Here is a 21,062-nt window from a genome sequence, read left to right on the forward strand (position 1 = left end):
GTTCATGGGACAGGTCATGTTCATCGTCTGGCGCGAGAGCGTCGAGGCGCTTCTGGTGGTCGGTATTCTGTATGCCTGGCTGAAGAACGGTGACGTCGGCGCACGCCGCGGCATTCCCTATCTGTGGGGTGGCGTGGCCGCCGGCGTGTTGCTGGCTGCCGGTCTGGGCGCGGCGCTGCTGGGATTCTCGGAACTGCTCTCGGGTGACGCCCAGACCTGGTTCCAGATCGCCATCGTGCTTATCGCGGCGGTGCTGATCGTGCAGATGGTGTTCTGGATGCGCAAGCACGGTCGCACGCTCAAGAAGGACATGGAAAACTCCATGCAGTCCAGCTACCAGAGCGGCAACTGGTGGGGCGTGTTCGTGCTGGTGATGCTGGCCATTGCCCGCGAAGGCAGCGAGACCGCGGTGTTTCTCTACGGTATCGGCCTGGGTCAGCAGGAGGCCAGCACGACCTCGCTGGTGCTGGCCGGCGTGATCGGTTTCGGCCTGGCCTTCCTGACCTTCTACCTGTTGCAGCTGGGCGGCAAGATCTTCTCCTGGCGCCGTTTCTTCCAGGTCACCGAAGTCATCCTGTTGCTGCTGGCAGCCGGTCTGTTGGTCACCGGCGTGGAAAAGCTCTTCGACGTGATCCTGGAAAGCTCGGACATGCTGGCCTCGGCCAACTGGACCATGACCTTGACCGCACCGGTGTGGGACACCTCCATGCTGCTGGATGATTCCACCACCCTGGGCAGCCTGGTCTCCACGCTGACCGGTTACCGCGCCCGTCCGGCGCTGCTGTCGGTGATCGTCTATGTGGTTTACTGGGCTGTGGTATGCTCGGCCCTCTATCGAAAACCCCAGCCTCAGCCCAAGAGCAAGAGGCAAGAAGCAGTCTGAAGCCTGATGACGACCTGTACGCAATCGCCGACTCTGCTCACGCGTACCGGAGAATGGATGCGCCGCCATGGCGCATTCATCCGAGGCCTGCAATGGATCGTGGTGGCCGTGTATGCGCTGCTGATCCTGGTCCCGGTGTTCCTCCCTCTGCCTGACGAAACCGCCCACCTGTGGTCCAACCTGACCCTGATCGCCCAGTTCGCCTTCTGGGGCATCTGGTGGCCCTTTGTGCTGGTGAGCATGGTGCTGATGGGGCGCGTCTGGTGTGGCGTGCTCTGCCCTGAAGGTGCACTCACCGAATTCGCCAGCAAGCATGGACGCGGCAAGGCCATTCCCAAATGGATACGCTGGGGTGGCTGGCCCTTCGTGGCGTTCGCCCTGACCACCGTCTACGGGCAGATGGTCAGCGTCTACCAGTATCCCAAGGCGGTACTGCTGGTGCTGGGCGGCTCCACCGTGGGGGCCATGATCGTCGGCTATCTCTACGGTCGCGACAAGCGTGTCTGGTGCAAGTACCTGTGCCCGGTCAACGGTGTCTTCGGCCTGCTGGCCAAGCTGGCGCCGCTGCACTACAAGGTCGATGAAGCGGCCTGGCGCGCTTCCTACCATCCCGAACACAAGATCATCCCCATCAACTGCGCGCCGCTGGTCCCTTTGCGCAACATGAAGGGCGCATCCGATTGCCATATGTGTGGTCGCTGCAGCGGCCACCGCGACGCCATCGCGCTGACCTTCCGTCCGCCGGCCGTGGAAGTGGTGCAGTTCGGCAAGACCCACAACAATCTCTGGGAAAGCGCGCTGGTGCTGTACGGCCTGCTGGGAATCGCCATCGGCGCCTTCCACTGGACCGTCAGTCCCTGGTTCATCGCCATCAAGCAGGACATCGCTACCTGGCTGATCGACCGCGACATCATGTGGCCCTTCGGCACCCAGGCGCCGTGGTGGCTGCTGACCAACTACCCGCAGCAAAGCGATGTCTTCACCTGGCTGGATGGCGCCATGGTGGTCGGCTACATCCTCACTACCGGCCTCGTACTGGGCAGCGGAGTGGCGCTCATGTTCGCCCTGGCCACACGGCTGCTGGGCAAATGGGAGTGGAGCCGCTTCAACCACCTGGTGCAGGCCCTGATCCCGCTGGCCGGTTGCGGCGTCTTCATCGGCCTGTCGGCGACCACCATCAGCCTGTTGCGGGCCGAGCACTGGCCGGTGTACTGGGCCAATGACGTGCGCGCCGCCTTGCTGGCTGCCATGACCTTGTGGAGCCTGTGGCTGTGCTGGAAGGTGGTCGCGCGCCACGCCGGCGGCTGGGGCCGGCAATGGCTGGCGATGCTGCCCTTGATCGGTGGCCTGGCCCTGGTCAATACCGCCTGGTGGCTGATGTTCTGGGGCTGGTAAGCAGGGACGCAGCAGCGAAGTCAACACCAGGAACGGCAGGTCTGCCCAGGCGGATCTGCCGTTTTTTTCATGTTTTCGATGGAGAAGATGAGCAGGATCATGGTGTAGTTGGCGGTTGAAGCAGTACAATCGCTGCCTTTTCACGCTAATTGCCGGAGTTTTCATGAGCACCTTGCCCGCCTGTCCCCAATGCCAGTCCGAATTCACCTACGAGGACGGCAACCAGCTGGTCTGCCCGGAATGCGGCCATGAATGGAGCGCCCAGGCGACTCCCGCCGCCGAGCAGGCCCGCGTCTGGCGCGATGCATCCGGCAACGTGCTGCAGGATGGCGATACGGTCACCGTCATCAAGGACCTGAAACTGAAGGGCGGCGGTGGCGTGGTCAAGATGGGAACCAAGGTCAAGAACATCCGCCTGGTCGAGGGCGACCACGATATCGACTGCAAGATTGACGGCTTCGGCTCCATGGGCCTGAAGACCGAATTCGTGCGCAAGGCCTGAGCCGCATCGCCTCCTGCGGTACTGCAAGGGACGGCGCCTCTCACGTAAAATGGCGGTTTGCCCGCGCTTCGGCGCGGGTCATACCATTACAACAGAATCGATACCGCCATGGCCCGTCCCCGCTTCCTGCCCGACAACATGACCCTGATGCTGCTGGCCGTCGTGCTCACAGCATCCTTCCTTCCCTGCACCGGCCAGGTGGCCGAGGCCTTCGATGGCCTGACCACCTTCATGATCGGCCTGCTGTTCTTCATGCATGGCGCCAAGCTCTCGCGTGAGGCGGTGGTAGCCGGCTTCACCCACTGGAAGCTGCATGTGACGGTATTGCTCTGCACCTTCGCACTGTTTCCGCTGATCGGCCTGCTGTTGAAGCCCGTGCTGCTGCAGTTCATCACGCCCGAGCTGTACCTGGGCCTGCTGTTCCTGTGCGTACTGCCTTCTACCGTGCAGTCTTCCATCGCCTTTACCTCGGTGGCGCGCGGCAACGTGCCGGCGGCCATCTGCGCTGCCTCCGCCTCCAACCTGCTGGGCATTTTCCTCACGCCGTTATTGGTGGGCGTGCTGGTGGTGGCACATGATGGCGGCGGACATTCCTCGCTCGATTCGATCCTGAAAATCGTCTATCAATTATTGCTGCCGTTCGTGGCTGGCCAGATCGCCCGTCCCTGGATCGGCCGCTGGATCGAGCGCAACAAGTCCTGGCTCAAGTTCGTCGACCAGAGCTCCATCCTGCTGGTGGTCTACGTGGCCTTCAGCGAAGCCGTGGTGCAGGGCTTGTGGCATCAGGTGCCGGTGTCCATGCTGGTGGCGTTGCTGGTGATCAATGCCGTGCTGCTGGCCATCATCATGGGCATCACCACCTTCGGCAGCCGCCGCCTCGGGTTCAACAAGGAAGACGAGATCACCATTGTCTTCTGCGGCTCCAAGAAGAGCCTGGCCTCGGGCGTACCGATGGCCAAGGTGCTGTTCTCCAGCGGCGCCATCGGCATGGTGCTGCTGCCGGTGATGCTGTTCCACCAGATCCAGTTGATGGTGTGTGCGGTGATGGCGGCGCGCTACGGCGCCCGCGAGGAGCAGGTGCAAGCGGCCGTGGCCACTGAAAGCAGCGGCGACTGAAACTTGCTTGCTCGTTTGAGCGATGTGATGACACAAAAAAACCGGCGCGTAGCCGGTTTTTTGTTGCTCGCGCCAAGCAGGCGTCAGGGTGCCGGGTTTGGCTGGGCGCGATGGATTGCCTCGATCCCCGCCAGCACTTCCTCGCTCAACTCCAACTGGGCGCTATCGATATTGCTGCGCAGCTGGGCCAGCGTGGTGGCGCCAATGATGTTGGAGGTCAGGAAGGAACGGCTGTTCACGTAGGCCAGGGCCATCTGCGCCGGGTCCAGGCCGTGCTTGCGGGCCAGGGCGACGTACTCGGCCGTGGCGCGTTCGGCTTGCGGATTGGTATAGCGTACAAAGCGCTCGAACAGCGTCAGGCGGCCTCCGGCAGGGCGGGCGCCGTCAAGATACTTGCCGCTCAACATGCCGAAGGCCAGCGGTGAATAGGCCAGCAGGCCGACCTGCTCACGATGGGCGAACTCGGCCAGGTTGATCTCGAAACTGCGGTTGAGCAGGTTGTAGGGATTCTGGATCGTGACAATGCGCTCCAGCCCGTGCTGCTCGGCCGCGCGCAGGAATTGCGCCACGCCCCAGGCGGTTTCGTTGGACAGGCCGATGGTGCGGATCTTGCCCGCCTTCACGAATTCGCTGAGGACCTTGAGCGTCTCCTCGACCGGTACCGTGCTCTCGTCGTCCACGTGCTGGTAGCCGAGCTGGCCGAAGCTGTTCACACTACGGTCCGGCCAGTGCAGCTGGTACAGGTCCACGTGATCCAGTTGCAGGCGCTCCAGGCTGCCATGCAAGGCCTCGGTCAAGCCCTTGCGGTCCAGGTTGTTGATGCCGCCGCGGATATGGCGCGGGTTGTGCGGCTTGCGTGCCGGGCCGGTGCATTTGGTGGCGATGAGCAGACGGTCGCGCTGGCCGGACTTCTTGAGCCAGGTACCGAGATAGCGCTCGGTCAGGCCCTGCGTTTCCGGCTTGGGTGGCACCGGATACATCTCGGCGGCGTCGATCAGGTTGATGCCGCGTTCAACGGCCAGATCGAGTTGCGAGTGGGCCTCGGCTTCGCTGTTCTGTTCACCCCAGGTCATGGTCCCCAGGGTGATCTGGCTGACCTTGATGTCGGTGCGGCCGAGTTGGCGGTACTGCATATTGGTTCTCCTTGTAATTGGCCGACTGCGGCGCCGACTTCAGCGTCGATCGCAGATGGGGGCCTGCTCCAGCCGGCGGGCGCGGGATCGGGTAGTATATCTGCGCCCGACCTGCCTTGCAGGGCAGGGCCGCAGCGGCGCCAAGACCGTCTGCGTGATGCCGGTGCAGCCGCTCACAGTCTGCTGTTCCGGTCCATATCGCCCAATCTCCACATCCAGACATGTCATCCACCAGTACCACCGAGCAGTCCGACCAGGCCGGCGACGACCAGCAGCCTTTGCGTCACCACACCCCCTTCAAATTGTTCTGGTGCGCCAGCGTGGCCTCCACCATCGCGCTGCAGATGCAGATCGTGGCGGTCGGCTGGCAGGTCTACCAGCTTACGCATAGCGCTTTCGACCTGGGCATCGTCGGACTGGTGCAGTTCATTCCCTCGCTGTTCCTGGTGTTCGTGGTCGGCCATGTGGCCGATCGCCACGACCGCCGCAATGTGGCCCGCATCAGCGCGCTGGTGGAGGCCCTGGCTGCGGCCACGCTGGCCCTGGGCAGCATCGGCGGCTGGCTCAATCGCGAGATGATCTTCGTCATCGTCGCCGTCATCGGTGCCGGTCGCGCATTCTCCAAGCCGACCATGTCGGCCCTGCTACCCAGCCTGATGTCGCCCCGGGCCTTGCCGGGCGCGGTGGCCGGCTCGGCGTCGGCCACCCAGTTCGCCATCATCATCGGCCCGGCGCTGGGCGGCCTGCTCTACGTGGCCGGACCAGCGGTGGTGTACGCCAGCAGTTGCGCCCTGTTCGCCCTGTGCAGCCTGCTGCTGTCCTTGATCCGGCGACCCGCGTCAGCCACTGCTGCGGCTGACGCTGCCGCCAAGCCGACCGGTGCCAGCCTGTCCTCGGTATTCGCCGGCCTGGCCTTCATTCGCAGCAAACCGGCCATCTTCGGCGCCATTTCGCTGGACATGTTTGCCGTGCTGCTGGGGGGCGCCACTGCCTTGCTGCCGGTCTATGCCAATGACATCCTGCATACCGGTGCCGCCGGCCTGGGCCTGCTGCGCTCGGCACCTGCGGCCGGTGCGCTGGTGGTGGCCCTGTGGCTGGCGCGCCGGCCCCTGGGCGGTCGCGTGGGCCGCACCATGTTCATTGCCGTCGCGGTGTTCGGGATGGCGACCATCGTCTTTGGCCTCTCACACTGGTTCCCGCTGTCGCTGGCCGCGTTGGCGGTGCTGGGCGCGGCCGACATGATCAGCGTGGTGGTGCGCTCGTCCTTCGTCCAGCTGGAGACACCGGACGCCATGCGCGGCCGGGTGTCGGCCGTCAATTCGGTCTTCATCGGCACCTCGAACCAGTTGGGGGAGTTCGAGTCGGGGCTGACCGCGGCCTGGTTCGGTGCGGTGCCGGCGGTGCTGATCGGGGGCATCGGCACGGTGATCATCGTGCTGTTGTGGATTCGCCTGTTCCCGTCGCTGTACCAGGTCGACCGGCTCAGTTCGCGATCTTCGCAGTGAAGGCAGAGGCAGAGGCAGGGGCAGGGCTCAGGGCGGGCTGCCTTCGGTGGCCAACGCCTGCACGGCCTGCCGTTGGGCCTGCTGCTGCAACAGCAGCATCTGCAGGAACTGCACATAGGGAACCGGCTTGCTGAAGTAATAGCCCTGGTATTCGTCCGAACCGAATTCGCGCAGTGCCTGCAACTGCTTTTCGGTCTCCACGCCTTCGGTCACCACCTTCAGGTTCAAGGCATGGCTCATGGCGATGATGGCCTGCACGATGGCGCTGCTGTTGGCGTCATCGGGGATGTCGTTGATGAAGGACTTGTCGATCTTCAGGGTATTGACCGGGAAGCGCTTCAGGTAAGCCAGTGACGAGTAGCCGGTGCCGAAGTCGTCGATGGAGATGGTGAAGCCCTCGGCGCGGATGCCATCCATGATGGCAATGGCCTGGTCGCGATTGTGCATCACCATGCTTTCGGTGATCTCGAATTCCAGGCAGGCCGGTGGTGTGCCGTGGCGCGCCACCACCGACTTGATGTCGTCGAGCAGGTGTTCGTCGCCGAACTGGCTGCCGGTGAGGTTGATGGAGATGCGTCCGCATTCCAGGTTGCGCTCCAGCATCAGGCCGATGTCGCGGCAGGCCACGTCCAGCACCTCCAGTCCGATCTGGTCGATCAGGCGCGTCTCCTCTGCCAGCGGGATGAATTCGCCCGGGGGCAGCAGACCGCGTACCGGGTGCTGCCAGCGCACCAGCGCCTCGGCGCCGACGATGCTGCCGCTGGCCAGGTTGATCTTGGGCTGGTAATGCACCACGAATTCGGCGCGCTCGATGGCGCGGCGCAGCTCGGCTTCGAGCGCAATGCGCTCCACCGTATTGGTGTTGACCTCGTCGGAGAAGAAGCGATAGTCGTCCTTGCCATGGTGCTTGGCACGGTACATGGCGATATCGGCGTTCTTGATCAGGGTCTGCGCATTGTCGCCATCGCCGGGATAGGTGGCGATGCCGATACTGGCCGAGAGCATCGCTTCCTGGCCATCGATGATGAAGGGCTTGCGTGCCTCGGAGAGCAGCTTCTGCGCGATCTCGCCCAGTTGCAGCGGATCGTCGAAGTCATCCACCAGCACGATGAACTCGTCCCCGCCCACCCGGGCCAGGATGTCCAGTTCGCGCAGGCTGTTGCGGAAGCGCTGGGCGATTTCCTGCAGCACCGCCTCGCCAGCCTCGTGACCGAAGGTATCGTTGATGTTCTTGAAGCGGTCCAGGTCCATCAGCAGCACGGCCACCATGCCGTTGCGGTGTTCGGCGTGGGTGATGGCATTGGAAACGTGCTGGGTGCACAGGAAGCGGTTGGGCAGGCCCGTCAGTTCATCGTAGTGCGCCAGGTGGCGGATGCGTTCGTCGGCGCGACGGCTTTCGATGGCCACGCTGGCCAGGTCGGCCGCGATATTGGCCAGTTGCAGGTATTCATTGCTGGGGGCCTGGTTTTCCTTGAGCAAGGCGGCAAACACGCCCAGCAATTGCCCCTCTTTACCGATGATGGGCCAGGCGCCGCAGGAGGGATAGACCTCCACATCGATCAGCACCCGCAGGTGTTCACTCACCGGATCGCGCGCGATATCCGTGACGATGCACGGCCCGCGTCGCAGCGCCGCCTCTGCGCCGACCCCGCAACCGTGCCGGATCGGCATGCCCTGCAGCGCCCGCAACAGGCGCGGCGGATAACGCCGGCTCAAGACGGTGGTGAAATGCGAAGCCTGCTCGTTGACCAGCATCACGCAGCTGGCACCGTAGGGAATCTGGGCATCGGCAAAGCCGACGATTTCGTTGAGGATGCCATCCAGGTCTTCATCGGCCATGACCATGTGCAGCACCCGGTTCTGCTCGCTCTGCAGCAGTTCGGCGCGCTTGCGGGCACTGATGTCACGCAGGATGGCGAAGATCGCATAGCCCCGCTCGAACTCGGCCCGGTTCAGCGTGACGTCGGTGTGGATGATCTTGTTGCGTCGTACGGTCACCCACTCGAACTGCTGTGGCTGGCCGGAGAGCACGCGCCCGACCAGCTCATCGATATCCGGCTGCTCTGCCGTCCTGGCCTTCTGGCGGGAGAACAGGCCGACCTTGCGGCCGATGATGCGCTCCTTGTCCGGCACGCCGAAAAAGCGCAGTGCGGCGGCATTGCAGTCGAGGTAGCGCAGCTCCGACGAAATCAGCACGATGGGATCGCTGCCCTCCTCGTAGAGCTTGCGATAGCGGTATTCACTGGCCGACAACGCGTGGTCCAGCCGCCGCTGGTAGCGGTAGTAGACCAGGAAGGAAATCAGCGCGATCAGGATGAAACCGAGTATCCCCGTGGTCAGCAGGATGCGGTTCTCGGTGCGGCTGCGCCAGGGCGCCAGTACGTCTTCCATGCGGCGCGCGTAGACCGCCACCAGCGACCACTTGTCCAGCCGCTTGTAGGAGAACAGCAGCGATTCGCCGGTCAGGTGGGAGATTTCCTCGAAGGCCCCTTCCTCGGCGCCGGCCCGGATGCGCCCCATGCTCTTGGCGTCGGCCAGGCTCACGTTCAGCCAGCGTTCCTCGTAGGGCGAACGCAGCATCATCGAGCCACTCTCCGAGCGCAGCGAGACGATGGCCTCGAAGTTGGTGATGCGCTTGTAGAAATCGAAGAAGGTCGCCGCCCGCAATTCGGCCACCAGCAAGCCGATCGGCCGTGCGCTGCGATCGAACAGGTTCATCGCCACCGGCACCACCAGTTCGCGGTTGTAGCGGCTGCGCATGAGCTGGCCGACGAACAGGGTAGGGCGCGCCGGATTGCCGTCCACGAAGGTCAGCTTGCGGTCCTCGGGAATGCTGGTGGTATCGAAGGCGCGCAGGGAACTGGCGCGGGTGTTGCCGTTACGATCGACATAGCGCAGCACCATCACCGTGGGCAGGCGCTGCTGCATCTCCGCGAGCAGGTGGTACAGGGCCTGGTCGTCGTCCAGCACATCGGGCCCGGCACCCTGGATGCGCTCGGCGGTGTTCCACAGCATCTGGTCGAGGTCGCCGAAGACGCGCTCGGCATGCTCTTGCACGCTGCGCACGGCGGCCATCGAACTGGCGCGTTCGGAATCGATGGTCAACTGCCGGTCCTGGCGGATTTCCCACCATGTCTGTACCACGATGAACGACCCGACGAAGCCGACGAACAGCAGCAAGGTCTTCAGGGTGTATCCCGTGCGTCCCGGTGATTTGTTCTGTTTTCCCATGTGACCAACTATCACATCACCTGTCGTTAGGCAGCCTAGCGCTGCTCATCCATGCGTCCGACATCTGCCGGACGACCGTTCGACAGCTCTCTCACGCAATGCGCACTCTTCCTGCTCGTGCAGGTCCTGTGTCAAGCCGCGGGCGCAGAACATCGTCGCAGCCGGTCACCATAGTGACTGTTGCTTACGCCAAAATTACGTGGATGCCCCCACTTGCTGATACGAAGGATGACAGTATGCCATCCTGTCCATTGCTGCGCTTGTTGCGCCTTGTCGTATTGCGTACAACCAGATGATGGTCGGCAGATGCGCATTGTTGGAACAGGCCATCTGCGCTTGCTACCCTGGATGTCGTTATTGCTCCGGCCCTGCTCTCGCCTTGTCCTTGCTTTGTCCCTGCCTTGCCCTGTCTGTTTGAGACGCTGCGGCGTGCTGGCCGTCCCCGGCTGTCGTTTGTTTTGTAGCAACCTTACCCCAAGCCAAAGGCTTTGTCATTATCGTGGCGGCGATGCCGCAACGCGGCAGCAGGTTTTTCATGTCAGACGGAAATTTTCACTTGTTCTGACATCAAGATGACCCGTAAAAACTCACTTGCGCAATGCGGCAACTGCATTTTCGTTTGCAATGCGATAATACTGCGTCCAGGATCACAGCATCTCAGTACACCAGTACCTCAGTCGCTGAGTGCAGCCCTGATCGCCGCCGCAGTTGAGGCTGAGCAGGATGCACCCATCCCAGGTTACCTCCACGTATTCCCCATTACCAGATAAAGGACCCATCCCTATGAAGACAAGAGCAGCGGTAGCATGGCAGGCAGGCAAGCCCTTGACCATCGAGGAAGTCGAACTCGGCGGCCCCAAGGCCGGCGAAGTCCTGGTCGAGATCAAGGCCACCGGCATCTGCCATACCGACTACTACACACTCTCCGGCGCCGACCCGGAGGGCATCTTCCCCGCCATCCTCGGCCATGAAGGCGCGGGCGTGGTGGTCGACGTCGGCCCGGGCGTGAAGTCGCTCAAGAAGGACGACCACGTCATCCCCCTGTACACCCCGGAATGCCGCGAGTGCAAGTTCTGCCTCTCGCAGAAGACCAACCTGTGCCAGGCCATCCGCGCCACCCAGGGCCGCGGCCTGATGCCCGACGCCACCAGCCGCTTCTCGCTGGACGGCAAGCCCCTGTTCCACTACATGGGCACCTCGACCTTCTCCAACTACATCGTGGTCCCGGAAATCGCCCTGGCCAAGATCCGTTCCGATGCCCCCTTCGACAAGGTCTGCTACATCGGCTGCGGCGTCACCACCGGTGTGGGCGCCGTGCTGTTTACCGCCAAGGTGGAGGCGGGTGCCAATGTGGTGGTGTTCGGCCTGGGCGGTATTGGCTTGAACGTGATCCAGGCGGCCAAGATGGTCGGCGCCAACAAGATCATCGGCGTGGACCTGAACCCTGCGCGTGAAGCCATGGCCCGCAAGTTCGGCATGACCGACTTCATCAATCCCAAGGACGTCCCCAACGTGGTCGATGCCATCATTGGTCTCACCGACGGCGGCGCCGACTACAGCTTCGAGTGCATCGGCAACACCACCACCATGCGCCAGTCGCTGGAGTGCTGCCACAAGGGCTGGGGCCAGTCCATCATCATCGGCGTGGCAGCAGCCGGCCAGGAAATCTCCACCCGTCCGTTCCAGCTGGTGACCGGCCGTGTCTGGAAGGGCTCGGCCTTCGGCGGCGCGCGCGGTCGTACCGACGTGCCCAAGATCGTCGACTGGTACATGGAAGGCAAGCTCAACATCGACGACCTGATCACGCACAAGCTGCCCCTGGAGCGCATCAACGAAGGCTTCGACCTGATGAAGAGCGGTGAATCGATCCGCTCCGTGGTCGAGTTCTGAGGAGCGCGCGATGCTGGAGAAACTCTCCGAGCACGGCTGTTTCGGCGGCGTGCAGGGCTATTACCGCCATGCCTCGCCGGCCATCGGCCTGGACATGCGGTTCTCGGTCTTCGTGCCACCGCAGACCCGCACCGGCGGCAAGCTGCCGGTGCTGTTCTACCTGGCCGGACTGACCTGTACCGAAGAAACCTTCATGATCAAGGCCGGTGCGCAACGCGTGGCGGCCGAGCTGGGCATGATCCTGGTGAGCTCGGACACCAGCCCGCGCGGCGCAGGCGTTGCGGGTGAAAGCGATAGTTGGGATTTCGGCGTAGGGGCGGGTTTCTATCTCGACGCCACCCAGGCGCCGTGGAACCGGCATTACCGCATGGAGAGCTATGTGGTGGACGACCTGCGCCAGGCCGTGCTGGAGAATTTCCCGGCCGACCCGCAGCGCATGGGCATCTTCGGCCATTCCATGGGCGGGCATGGCGCGCTCACGCTGGCCTTGCGTCATCGCGAGCTCTATCGCTCGGTCTCGGCCTTTGCGCCGATTGCGGCGCCACTGCACTGCCCTTGGGGCCAGAAGGCCTTTGGCAACTACCTCGGCCCGGATCAGGAAAGCTGGCAGCAGCATGACGCCAGCGAACTGATGCGCAAGCTCTACGCTCCCTTCCCGCAGGGCATCCTGATCGACCAGGGCCTGGCCGACAAATTCCTGCTGGAGCAACTGCTGCCGGAACGCTTCGAGGCCGCCTGCCGCGAGGCCTCGCAGCCGTTGACGCTGCGCCGGCATGAGGGCTACGACCACGGGTATTACTTCATCCAGAGCTTTGCGGAAGATCATCTGCGCTTCCATCATCGCATCCTGACGGCCTAGGCCGTCGGTCCGCCACGCTCACCGGACCAGTGCGTTGTCCGGTGAGCGTGAACAGGTCCTACACAAACGCATCCGTCACCACATGCTCCCCCAGCATGAAGGCATCGGCCACATGGCGCAGCGGTGCCACGTCCACATCCGAGGACTTGTTCCGGATCAGTTGGCAGAAGTGGGCGTACAGCGAAGGATATTCGCCTTCCACCGGCAGCTCGCCCGGGGCCTGGTCGATCCACAATTCATGCCCACCCTTCTTGAGATGCAGATGCGTGCTCGCGGTATCGATCACGATATCCCAGGTCTGCTCGCCAGTCTGGCGCCAGTCGAAGTCGGCTTGCACATCCGTCCCCAGGGCATCGGTGAAGGCCAGTCGCGCGGCGATCGGGGTCTGGCGGTTGGCCGGTACTTCCAGCGTGGCCTGCTTGAGGAACATGGCTTGCGGCAGGATCTCGGTGACGATGGACAAGGCATTGATGCCCGGATCGAACACGCCCAGGCCGCCCGGTTGCCAGATCCATTCCTGGTCGGGGTGCCAGTGGCGGACGTCTTCGCGCCAGATCACTTCGACCCGGCGCGGTGCGTGCTGCTGCAGGTGGCGCTTGACCACCTGTACCGCCGGTGCATGGCGCGAGTGCCAGCTGGCGAAGAGCGTCACGCCCTGTTCGGCCGCCAGCGCCTTGAGCGATTCGACTTCCGACAGTGTGGCGCCGGGAGGCTTTTCCAGGAACACGTGCTTGCCGGCGCGTAGTGCCTGGCGTGCCGCTTCATAGCGATATTGCGGGGGCATGCACAGCGAGATGGCATCGATCTGCGTGCCGGAATCCAGCATCTCGGCCATGGTCTTGAAGGCGGTCACGCCGTCGATGCTGTGGTTGCGGCTGGCCGTGGCGACCAGCTGGAAATCCGGGTTGCCGGCGATGGCCGGGGCGTGCTGGTCATAGACGATCTTGCCGACGCCGGCGATGGCGAGTTTGATGGGTGTCATGTTGTCCTTATGTTCTTGTAGGGGGTGACGGGCAGGGGCCAAAGCTTACCAGCGTTGATGCACGTAGGGCGCGATGTCATCCAGATAAAGCTGCCACAGCGCCTGCATCACGTCGGCCGGGATCGGCGGCAGTCCGCTGGCGGCGCTGTTGGATTGCGCCTGCTGTACGTTGCGCGCGCCGGGGATGACGGTGCTGATGCCGCTTTCCATGAGAATCCAGCGCAGCGCGAACTGCGCCATCGATACGCCTTCCGGCACCAGCGCGCGAATCTTCTCGACGGCCGCCAGTGCGACCTCGTACGGCACGCCGGAGAAGGTCTCGCCGACATCGAAGGCTTCGCCATGGCGATTGAAGTGGCGGTGGTCATCGGCGGCAAAGGTGGTCTGCGCCGACATCTTGCCGGTCAAGAGGCCCGAGGCCAGCGGCACCCGGGCGATGACGGCGATGTCGCGGCGTTGCGCCTCATCCAGGAACAGCGACAGCGGACGCTGGCGGAAGATGTTGAAGATGATCTGGATCGATTTCACGTTCGGGTATTCGATGGCCTTCAGGCCTTCTTCCACCTTCTCCACCGAAACGCCGTAGTGGGCGATCTTGCCGGCACTGACCAGGTCATCCAGATAGCCGAAGACTTCCTGCTGGTAATAGACCTCCGGCGGCGGGCAGTGCAGCTGCACCAGATCCAGGCATTCCACCTCCAGGTTGCGCAGCGAGCGTTCGACGAAGGCGCGCAGGTTCTCGCGCGTGTAGCCGCTGGCGACATGGGGTGAGAGGCGGCGGCCGGCCTTGGTGGCGACGAAGGGGCGCTGGCCACCACGTTCCTTGAGGACCTGGGCGATCAGTTGCTCGGAGCGGCCATCGCCATAGACGTCGGCGGTATCGATGAACGTGACGCCGCTGTCCAGCGCCGCATGCAGGGCCGCCTTGGCGTCCTGGCTGGAGACGTCGCCCCAGGAGCCGCCGATGGCCCAGGCGCCGAATCCGATCTCCGATACTTCCGCACCGGTGCGGCCAAACGTTCTTGATTTCATGTTGCTCATCCTTTGCGTGGGTGTTGTCTGGCCCGGGCCGGCCCGTGCGGGCGCTTGCGGGCGGTGAAACCGTATTTATACCCTGCGTCACGGCAGCGGGAGGATGGTTTAACATGCACATCATTAATTTATGAAGTGAATGGAGTTCATTCATGTCCTTGCTGGATCATGTGGATTTTTCGGATTTACGGGTATTTGTCACGATCTTGCGGACCGGCAGCTTCAAGGCCGCTGCCATCCAGCTGGGCCTGACCCCCTCGGCCACCAGCCATGCCATGAAGCGGCTGGAGGAGCGGCTGTCCACCCGTCTGCTGTACCGCTCCAGCCGGGCGGTCTCGCCGACGGCGGCCGGCAGCGAACTGGCGCTGCGCCTGGAGGAGGGTTTCGAGAAGATCGGTGCTGCGCTGGGTGTGCTGGAAAGCGCAGCGGCGGGCAGCCTGGGGGAGTTGCGCATCAATGTCTTTGCCGATGCCGCGCATCTGCTGATCGAGCCGGCCATCCCCGAGTTCGTCCGGCAATGCCCCAAGGTCAAGCTCACCGTGGTGGTGGATGACCGGCCCATCGACATCGTCAGCGAAGGCTATGACGCCGGCATCCGCTACGGACACTACGTGCCGGAAGGCATGGTGACCGCGCCCTTGACGCGCGCCCACCGCTGGGTGGCGGCCGCCTCGCCGGACTATCTGCAGCGCTGCGGCCGTCCGCAGACGCTGGAGGACCTGGCGCAGCACAACTGCCTGCAACTGCTGCTGGGGGACAATTCCAGCTACAAGTGGGAGTTCGGCCGTGGCAAGCACCAGCAGCGCATCCGCGTGCCGGGGCTGGTGACGATCAACAATACGGCGGCCACCATCGCCGCCGCCCGGGCCGGGGTCGGTATTGCCTATCTGCTGGAGGCCAGGATCAGGAAGGACATCGAAGAGGGGGCGCTGGAGGTGCTGCTGCCTGAATGGGCTGCACCCAGCGAACCCTTCCACATGTACTACAGCAGCCGGCGCCATGCCCATCCGGCCTTGCGCAAGCTGATCGACATCATCCGCCTGCAGCATGGGCTGGCCCGGCTGCGTTAGCCGGGCCACCCGGGCCAGGTGCCTTCGCCTAGTGCGCCGCCGAAGCTTCGGCCGCGCCGGCACCGCCCTTGGAGGGCTTGATGATCCAGATCAGCGGGATGATCACCAGGAAGATCACTGCCGACACAAAGAAGATGTCGTTGATGCCCAGCATGGCGGCCTGGAAGGTGATGGTCCGCTCCAGCATGGCGGCGCTCTGCTCGGCATTCAGACCCAGGGTGCTGCTGATGTTGTTGAGCGTTTCCTGCAGCCAGGGGCTGTAGGGCGTGGCATGCTCGGTCAGCTGCGCGTGGTGCATGATGGTGCGGTTGTTCCAGGCGGTGGTGGAGATCGAGGTGCCGACCGCACCACAGAACACCCGCACGAAGGACGACAGCCCGGCGGCCGCCGGAATGCGTTCGGGCGGCAGGCCCGACAGCAGCAGCACCGTCAGCGGCACGAAGAACATGGCCGTCGGGATGCCCTGCAGCAGCGTGGGCAGGATCACCGTCATCTGGTCCACCTGCAGGTTGTAGCGCGAGCGCAGCCAGAACACGATGGCAAAGCCGATGAAGGACGCCGTGGCCACCTTGCGCGCATCCACCAGCGGCAGGAAGCGCCCGATCAGCGGCATCAGGATCACCGCGAAAATCCCGATCGGTGCGGTCGACAGGCCCGAGTCGATGGAGCGGTAGCCCAGGTATTGCTGCAGCCACTGCGGCAGGATCACCAGGTTGCCGAAGAAGACGCCATAGCCGATCGAAATGGCAATGGTGCCGCCGGCGAAATTGCGCCGGCCGAACAGGCGCAGGTCCACCACCGGGTGGTCATTGTTGAGCTCCCACACCACGAAGTAGGCAAAGGCCACCAGGGCAATGATGCCCAGCGTGACGATGGTGGGCGAGGCGAACCAGTCCAGGTCCTTGCCCTTGTCCAGCATGATCTGGAAGGCGGCCACCCAGGTCACCAGCAGTGCCAGCCCGATCTTGTCGATGGGCAGCTTGTGGATGGGCGTTTCGCGCGAGCGGTAGATGGCCAGCGTGATGCCGGCTGCGATCAGGCCCACCGGGATGTTGATGTAGAAGATCCAGGGCCAGGTATAGCTGTCGGTGATCCAGCCGCCCAGCGCCGGCCCGGCCACCGGCGCCACCACGGCGGTCATGCCCCATAGCGCCAGGGCGAACGAGGCCCGCGACTTGGGGTAGGCCCCCAGCAGCAGCGATTGCGACAGCGGCACCATGGGGCCGGCCACCAGGCCTTGCAGCACGCGGGCGGCCAGCAGGATGGGCAGCGTGGGCGCCAGTCCGCACAGCCAGGACGCCACCACGAACAGCAGCACCGAGGTGACGAACAGACGCACCGCGCCCAGGCGCTGGGTGAGCCAGCCGGTCAAGGGGATCGAGATGGCGTTGGCGGCCGCGAAGGAGGTGATGACCCAGGTGCCTTCATCGACCGACACGCCCAGGTTGCCCGAGATGGTCGGAATGGCGACGTTGGCGATGGACGAGTCCAGCACGTTCATGAACACCGCCAGCGATACCGACAGGGTGCCCAGCACCAGGTTGGCGCCGGTCAGCGGTGGCGGTGGCGTGTAGGGTTTTGGGGGAGTAGGGCTGTTGGCCATGGGGCTCCGTCATTGTCCAGTGATTGCAGCGGCATGGTCTCAGGTATGCGGGACGGCAGCCGGCGTGGCCGCGGCCTTGCTCTTGCGGGCTTGCGGCAAACCACTGGCGTTGTCGCTGATGATGCGCTCGACGATGCTGTCGGCCTGCTTGCCCAGGTCGTCATAGACGTCGGTCTGGTAATTGGTCGGCACCGCTTCCAGCGCGCGGCCGTCGCCATGGATATCGACGGTGGCCGTGGTGGACAGGCCGATGCGCAGCGGATGGGCGCGCACCTGTTCCGGGTCCAGCGCGATGCGCACCGGTACGCGCTGCACCACCTTGATCCAGTTGCCGGTGGCGTTCTGCGCAGGCAGCAGCGAGAAGGCGCCGCCGGTGCCGGCCGAGAAGCCGATCACGGTGCCCTTGTACTTGACGCTGGAGCCATAGACGTCGGCGATCACCTCCACCGGCTGGCCGATGCGGATGTGCTGCAACTGGCTTTCCTTGAAGTTGGCGTCGATCCAGATCTGTTCCAGCGGCACGATGGCCATCAGCGGGTTGCCGGCGGCGATGCGCTGGCCGACCTGCACCGAACGCTTGGAGACGAAGCCCGAGACCGGCGCCACGATATTGACGCGGGCGTAGTTCAGGTAGGCATTGCGCACGGCGGTGGCGGCCTGCAACACATTGGGGTGCTCGGTGACGCTGGTGTGATCGGTCAGGGCGCGGTTGGCGGCGGCGGCGGCGCGTGCCTGGTCCAGGGCGGCGCTGGCACTCTTGAGGGCATCACGGGCGTGCGAGACGTCTTCCTGCGAGACCGCGCCCGAGGCCAGGCCGGCCTGGCGGCGTTGCAGGTCTTCGCGTGCGCGGGCCAGGTTGGAGTCGGCGGCGGCGACGTTGGCGGCCAGGGTATCGTTGTTCAGGAACAGCTGGCGCGTCTGGCGCACTGCCTGGGCCAGTGCGGCCTGGGCCTGGTCCAGGGCCAGCCTGGTGTCGGCGGCGTCCAGCGCCACCAGCGGCTGGCCGGCCTTGACGATCTGGGTATCGTCGGCCTTCACGGCCACGACGGTGCCGCCCACCTGGGCGGAAATCTGCACCACATTGCCGCCGACATAGGCGTCGTCGGTTTCTTCGAAGAAGCGTGCATGCAGGAACCAGTACAGGAAGCAGGCGACCGCGATCACCAGCAGCAGCAGGGTGAGCAAAATCAACTGGCGTTTGCGCTTGCCATTGCCGTTTCCATTTCCATTGCCGTTGGCTGGCGCATTGTTTTGGGTGGTGCTGTCACTCATGGAGGACTCCGTTCTATCTTTTTGTAGGCGGTCAATCGGCGCGTCGCTGTTGCGGCACGCCGTCCCGGTGGTCGGCGGATCAGTGGAGAGACCGGCCACCAGGCTGGATTCAATGTCGGGATGTCATGCAGATCTGTGGCGGGCCTGCTTCAGCGTTGCTGCTGTGGCTGCTGTTGCGGTTGACCATAGGCCAGCCCGGCCTGCTGGGCGTCGAAACCGCCACCCAGCGCCTTGTACAGCGCCACCTGCTGTTCGCGGCGCTGCGCCTGCAGCGCCACCATGGACTGGCGTTGACCCAGCACGGCGGTCTCGGCCGACAGCAGCGTCAATTGCGAGACCAGGCCCAGGCGATAACGCTCGCGTGCCAGCTGGTAGGCGCGTTCGGCTGCTTGCAGGGCTTCGTCGCGAATCGGCAGTTGGCGCTCGGTCGAGTGGATCGCCGCGATCTGGCGAGCCACGTCGGCATAGGCATCGTTGAGCGCCTTGTTGTAGGTCGCCAAGGCCAGCTCGTAGTTGGCGTATTCGCCCTTGAGTCCGGCCCGTAGCGCGCCGCCCTCGAAGATCGGCAGCGAGATGGCCGGTCCGAAGGCGATGCTCTTGCTGGCGGCCGTGAAGGGGTTGCTGTCGATCAGGCTGTCGAAGCCGATCATGGCCGAGAGGTTGATATCCGGATAGAAGCGCGCCTTGGCCACGGTGATGCCCTGGCTGGCGGCTTCCACCTGCCAGCGTGCGGCCACGATGTCGGGACGGCGGCCCATGAGGTTCAGCGGCAGGTCCGCCGGCAGGCCGGGCGTGGCCAGGTTCTGCAGGGAGGGCGGCGCCAGTTGCAGGCCGCGGTCCGGCCCCTTGCCGCTCAGGGCGCCCAGTTGCTGGCGCAGCAGGATGATCTGGCCTTCGCTCTGCTCCAGCTGGGCGCGTGCCTCGGCGCTGCTGCTGCGCGACTGGTTGCGCTCGATCTGGCTATCCAGGCCGGTGCGCACGCGATCGGCGGTGATCTTTTCCAGGGAAGTACGCTGATCGACCGTGCGCTGCAGGATATCGTGCAACGCATACTGCGCCGCCAGCTGGCTGTAGACCGAGACGATGGAGGCGGTCAGGGCCAGGCGTGCTTCCTGTTCGCTGGCCTGGGCGGCTTTTTCGCTGGAGATGGCCTGTTCCAGGGCGGCCTGGTTCTTGTTCCACAGGTCGAGCTCATAACCGACGTTGAGGCCGGCCTTCTTTTCGTTGAACCAGTTACCGCCATACGGCGGCGGATAGATCGAGGTGCTGGAGAACTGGTTGCGCGTGAACGAAGCCTGCGCATCCACGTTGGGCAGCAGCGGCGCGCCGCGCGATTCGGCCAGGGCGGTGGCCGCCCCGATGCGGGCACGCGCCTGCTGCAGGCTGGGGCTGGCGGCCAGGGCTTCTTCGATGAGGGCGTTCAACTGGGCGTCGCCGAACTGGCGCACCCAGTCGCTCCCCGGCCACTGGCCGTCGGGTGCGCCGGGATTGGGATCCGACAGACTGCGCTGGGTCGCGAAATCGCGGGCCTGGGCGAGCTGCTTGTCACTGCCGATGCCCTCGAAGCTGGCACAACCTGACAAACCGAGCGCGCCCAGCAAGGCGGTCGCCACGACACGAGTGGCGATCGCCTGTGGCCGCAGCCCGGGCGACGTGATGCGTTTCATAGAATTCTCCACGAAGAGGTATTTGGCGATACGAGTTCTTTTGTGAGTTTTGCGACCCGCTGATGCCTGCGCAGCAGGCCACACGCATGGGATGCCGGCGGCGCCGGTTCGATCCGGCGCCAAGCGCTCACCTGGATTTACGAGTACCATCCGGGGGCGGGGCGAGTAAAAACTCATTTTCCGTATTATACTTGGATATACGAACAATCACTCATGTTGTGAATTCGCGTCGGGGGCGGGCGAATTCCTTACCAAAGCTGCCAATGAAACTGCAACCCAGAAAAGAACCACGCCAGGCGCGTTCGCGGGCGATGGTCGATACCATCCTTGATGCCATGTCACGCGTGCTCGTCGAGCGCGGCTATGCCAAGACCAACACCAATCTCGTGGCCGAATCGGCCGGTATCAGCGTGGGCTCGCTGTACCAGTATTTTCCCAACAAGGACGCGCTGATCTTTGCCCTGCGCGAGCGCCATGTCTCGCGCATGCTGGGGCTGTTCGAGGATGTGGTGGCGCATATCGATGCCGCCGGCTCCCTGCGCGAAGACTTCGACAAGCTGATCGGCGCCCTGGTGGCGGCCCATCTGCTGGAGCCGGAACTGAACCGCATCCTGGAAGAGGAATTCCCGGCCTACAACCTGCCGGTGTCCAGCGAGATTCGCCAGCGTTTCTTCGAGGCCATCCGCCGCGTACTGGAAAAGCATCGCAGCAGCATCACCACGCCTGACCTGGACGTGGCCACCTTCGTCCTGCAGCGCATGTTGAAGGCGCTGATCAATGCCGTGGTCCTGACGGGGCCGGGTGGACTCTCCGCAGGCAGCGTGCGTCCGGAAATTCTGCCGGCAGTGATCGGCTATCTGACTGCTCCAAGGGAAGATTCGCAGGCATAATCGTGAAGTTTGGTGAAGGTTCATGAGGGGAC

16 protein-coding genes are annotated in these 21,062 nt (G+C 64.0%); 9 read left to right on the forward strand and 7 right to left on the reverse strand.

The features are described from left to right. Positions 1-4: 4 nt before the first annotated feature. The 4 genes from HBH1_RS06705 (at position 5) to HBH1_RS06720 (ending at position 3,896) form a co-directional block, all read left to right on the forward strand. Positions 5-883 carry an FTR1 family iron permease gene (locus HBH1_RS06705; RefSeq protein WP_102662087.1) on the forward strand — a complete coding sequence of 293 codons (879 nt, stop codon included), beginning with the start codon at positions 5-7 and terminating at the stop codon, positions 881-883. A 57-nt stretch (positions 884-940) separates the two neighbouring features. Then, positions 941-2,278: a 4Fe-4S binding protein gene (locus HBH1_RS06710; protein WP_102662088.1), complete on the forward strand. Its 1,338-nt coding sequence runs from the start codon at positions 941-943 to the stop codon at positions 2,276-2,278. Between the two features lie 163 nt (positions 2,279-2,441). Next, positions 2,442-2,780 (forward strand): zinc ribbon domain-containing protein YjdM, encoded by a 339-nt coding sequence (locus HBH1_RS06715; protein WP_006463997.1) that lies wholly within the window; start codon positions 2,442-2,444, stop codon positions 2,778-2,780. A 108-nt stretch (positions 2,781-2,888) separates the two neighbouring features. Then, positions 2,889-3,896, forward strand: a complete 1,008-nt coding sequence (locus HBH1_RS06720; protein ID WP_006463996.1) for a bile acid:sodium symporter family protein — start codon at positions 2,889-2,891, stop codon at positions 3,894-3,896. Between the two features lie 83 nt (positions 3,897-3,979). Here the strand turns inward: HBH1_RS06720 and HBH1_RS06725 are convergent, their stop codons facing one another. Continuing rightward, positions 3,980-5,029: an NADP(H)-dependent aldo-keto reductase gene (locus HBH1_RS06725; protein WP_102662089.1), complete on the reverse strand. Its 1,050-nt coding sequence runs from the start codon at positions 5,027-5,029 to the stop codon at positions 3,980-3,982. A gap of 221 nt (positions 5,030-5,250) precedes the next feature. Between HBH1_RS06725 and HBH1_RS06730 the strand changes: the two genes are divergently transcribed. Then, positions 5,251-6,534, forward strand: a complete 1,284-nt coding sequence (locus tag HBH1_RS06730) for an MFS transporter (RefSeq protein WP_102662090.1) — start codon at positions 5,251-5,253, stop codon at positions 6,532-6,534. Between the two features lie 27 nt (positions 6,535-6,561). On the opposite strand, the gene HBH1_RS06735 is transcribed toward HBH1_RS06730, so the two are convergent. Next, positions 6,562-9,765 carry an EAL domain-containing protein gene (locus tag HBH1_RS06735; RefSeq protein WP_102662091.1) on the reverse strand — a complete coding sequence of 1,068 codons (3,204 nt, stop codon included), beginning with the start codon at positions 9,763-9,765 and terminating at the stop codon, positions 6,562-6,564. Positions 9,766-10,548: 783 nt separating this feature from the next. Here HBH1_RS06735 and HBH1_RS06740 point away from each other — a divergent pair. Both HBH1_RS06740 and fghA read left to right on the forward strand, forming a co-directional pair. Beyond that, positions 10,549-11,655, forward strand: a complete 1,107-nt coding sequence (locus HBH1_RS06740; protein WP_006463992.1) for an S-(hydroxymethyl)glutathione dehydrogenase/class III alcohol dehydrogenase — start codon at positions 10,549-10,551, stop codon at positions 11,653-11,655. A 10-nt stretch (positions 11,656-11,665) separates the two neighbouring features. After that, the gene (gene fghA, locus HBH1_RS06745) at positions 11,666-12,514 is read left to right on the forward strand and encodes an S-formylglutathione hydrolase (RefSeq protein ID WP_102662092.1); all 849 of its coding nucleotides are present in this window, start codon (positions 11,666-11,668) and stop codon (positions 12,512-12,514) included. Between the two features lie 58 nt (positions 12,515-12,572). Here fghA and HBH1_RS06750 read toward each other — a convergent pair whose 3' ends face one another. Next, complete coding sequence (locus tag HBH1_RS06750; RefSeq protein ID WP_102662093.1) at positions 12,573-13,496, reverse strand: Gfo/Idh/MocA family protein; 924 nt, start codon at positions 13,494-13,496, stop codon at positions 12,573-12,575. Between the two features lie 45 nt (positions 13,497-13,541). After that, positions 13,542-14,528 carry an aldo/keto reductase gene (locus HBH1_RS06755; protein ID WP_102662116.1) on the reverse strand — a complete coding sequence of 329 codons (987 nt, stop codon included), beginning with the start codon at positions 14,526-14,528 and terminating at the stop codon, positions 13,542-13,544. 152 nt (positions 14,529-14,680) lie between these two features. On the opposite strand from HBH1_RS06755, the gene HBH1_RS06760 reads away from it, so the two are divergent. Then, positions 14,681-15,598: a LysR family transcriptional regulator gene (locus HBH1_RS06760; protein WP_102662094.1), complete on the forward strand. Its 918-nt coding sequence runs from the start codon at positions 14,681-14,683 to the stop codon at positions 15,596-15,598. Between the two features lie 28 nt (positions 15,599-15,626). Here the strand turns inward: HBH1_RS06760 and HBH1_RS06765 are convergent, their stop codons facing one another. The 3 genes from HBH1_RS06765 to HBH1_RS06775 all read right to left on the reverse strand — a co-directional run bounded on the left by HBH1_RS06765 (position 15,627) and on the right by HBH1_RS06775 (position 20,140). Continuing rightward, positions 15,627-17,201, reverse strand: a complete 1,575-nt coding sequence (locus HBH1_RS06765; protein WP_006463987.1) for a DHA2 family efflux MFS transporter permease subunit — start codon at positions 17,199-17,201, stop codon at positions 15,627-15,629. Between the two features lie 39 nt (positions 17,202-17,240). Continuing rightward, positions 17,241-18,473: an HlyD/EmrA/EmrK family protein gene (locus HBH1_RS06770; protein WP_102662095.1), complete on the reverse strand. Its 1,233-nt coding sequence runs from the start codon at positions 18,471-18,473 to the stop codon at positions 17,241-17,243. Positions 18,474-18,622: 149 nt separating this feature from the next. After that, a complete protein-coding gene (locus HBH1_RS06775) occupies positions 18,623-20,140 on the reverse strand; it encodes an efflux transporter outer membrane subunit (protein ID WP_102662096.1) in 1,518 nt (505 codons plus the stop codon). Between the two features lie 263 nt (positions 20,141-20,403). Here HBH1_RS06775 and HBH1_RS06780 point away from each other — a divergent pair, with 263 nt between their 5' ends. Next, positions 20,404-21,030, forward strand: a complete 627-nt coding sequence (locus HBH1_RS06780) for a TetR/AcrR family transcriptional regulator (RefSeq protein ID WP_039875728.1) — start codon at positions 20,404-20,406, stop codon at positions 21,028-21,030. The last annotated feature ends 32 nt before the right edge of the window (positions 21,031-21,062 follow it).

It is taken from the genome of Herbaspirillum sp. BH-1, assembly GCF_002870055.1.
Lineage (GTDB): Bacteria > Pseudomonadota > Gammaproteobacteria > Burkholderiales > Burkholderiaceae_D > Herbaspirillum > Herbaspirillum frisingense.

Bases quoted from the DNA above. Each gene is read 5' to 3' on its own strand.
- HBH1_RS06705 (WP_102662087.1), top strand. From the start codon at position 5: ATGGGACAGGTCATGTTCATCGTCTGGCGCGAGAGCGTCGAGGCGCTT.
- HBH1_RS06710 (WP_102662088.1), top strand. From the start codon at position 941: ATGCGCCGCCATGGCGCATTCATCCGAGGCCTGCAATGGATCGTGGTG.
- HBH1_RS06715 (WP_006463997.1), top strand. From the start codon at position 2,442: ATGAGCACCTTGCCCGCCTGTCCCCAATGCCAGTCCGAATTCACCTAC.
- HBH1_RS06720 (WP_006463996.1), top strand. From the start codon at position 2,889: ATGGCCCGTCCCCGCTTCCTGCCCGACAACATGACCCTGATGCTGCTG.
- HBH1_RS06725 (WP_102662089.1), bottom strand. From the start codon at position 5,029: ATGCAGTACCGCCAACTCGGCCGCACCGACATCAAGGTCAGCCAGATC.
- HBH1_RS06730 (WP_102662090.1), top strand. From the start codon at position 5,251: ATGTCATCCACCAGTACCACCGAGCAGTCCGACCAGGCCGGCGACGAC.
- HBH1_RS06735 (WP_102662091.1), bottom strand. From the start codon at position 9,765: ATGGGAAAACAGAACAAATCACCGGGACGCACGGGATACACCCTGAAG.
- HBH1_RS06740 (WP_006463992.1), top strand. From the start codon at position 10,549: ATGAAGACAAGAGCAGCGGTAGCATGGCAGGCAGGCAAGCCCTTGACC.
- fghA (WP_102662092.1), top strand. From the start codon at position 11,666: ATGCTGGAGAAACTCTCCGAGCACGGCTGTTTCGGCGGCGTGCAGGGC.
- HBH1_RS06750 (WP_102662093.1), bottom strand. From the start codon at position 13,496: ATGACACCCATCAAACTCGCCATCGCCGGCGTCGGCAAGATCGTCTAT.
- HBH1_RS06755 (WP_102662116.1), bottom strand. From the start codon at position 14,528: ATGAAATCAAGAACGTTTGGCCGCACCGGTGCGGAAGTATCGGAGATC.
- HBH1_RS06760 (WP_102662094.1), top strand. From the start codon at position 14,681: ATGTCCTTGCTGGATCATGTGGATTTTTCGGATTTACGGGTATTTGTC.
- HBH1_RS06765 (WP_006463987.1), bottom strand. From the start codon at position 17,201: ATGGCCAACAGCCCTACTCCCCCAAAACCCTACACGCCACCGCCACCG.
- HBH1_RS06770 (WP_102662095.1), bottom strand. From the start codon at position 18,473: ATGAGTGACAGCACCACCCAAAACAATGCGCCAGCCAACGGCAATGGA.
- HBH1_RS06775 (WP_102662096.1), bottom strand. From the start codon at position 20,140: ATGAAACGCATCACGTCGCCCGGGCTGCGGCCACAGGCGATCGCCACT.
- HBH1_RS06780 (WP_039875728.1), top strand. From the start codon at position 20,404: ATGAAACTGCAACCCAGAAAAGAACCACGCCAGGCGCGTTCGCGGGCG.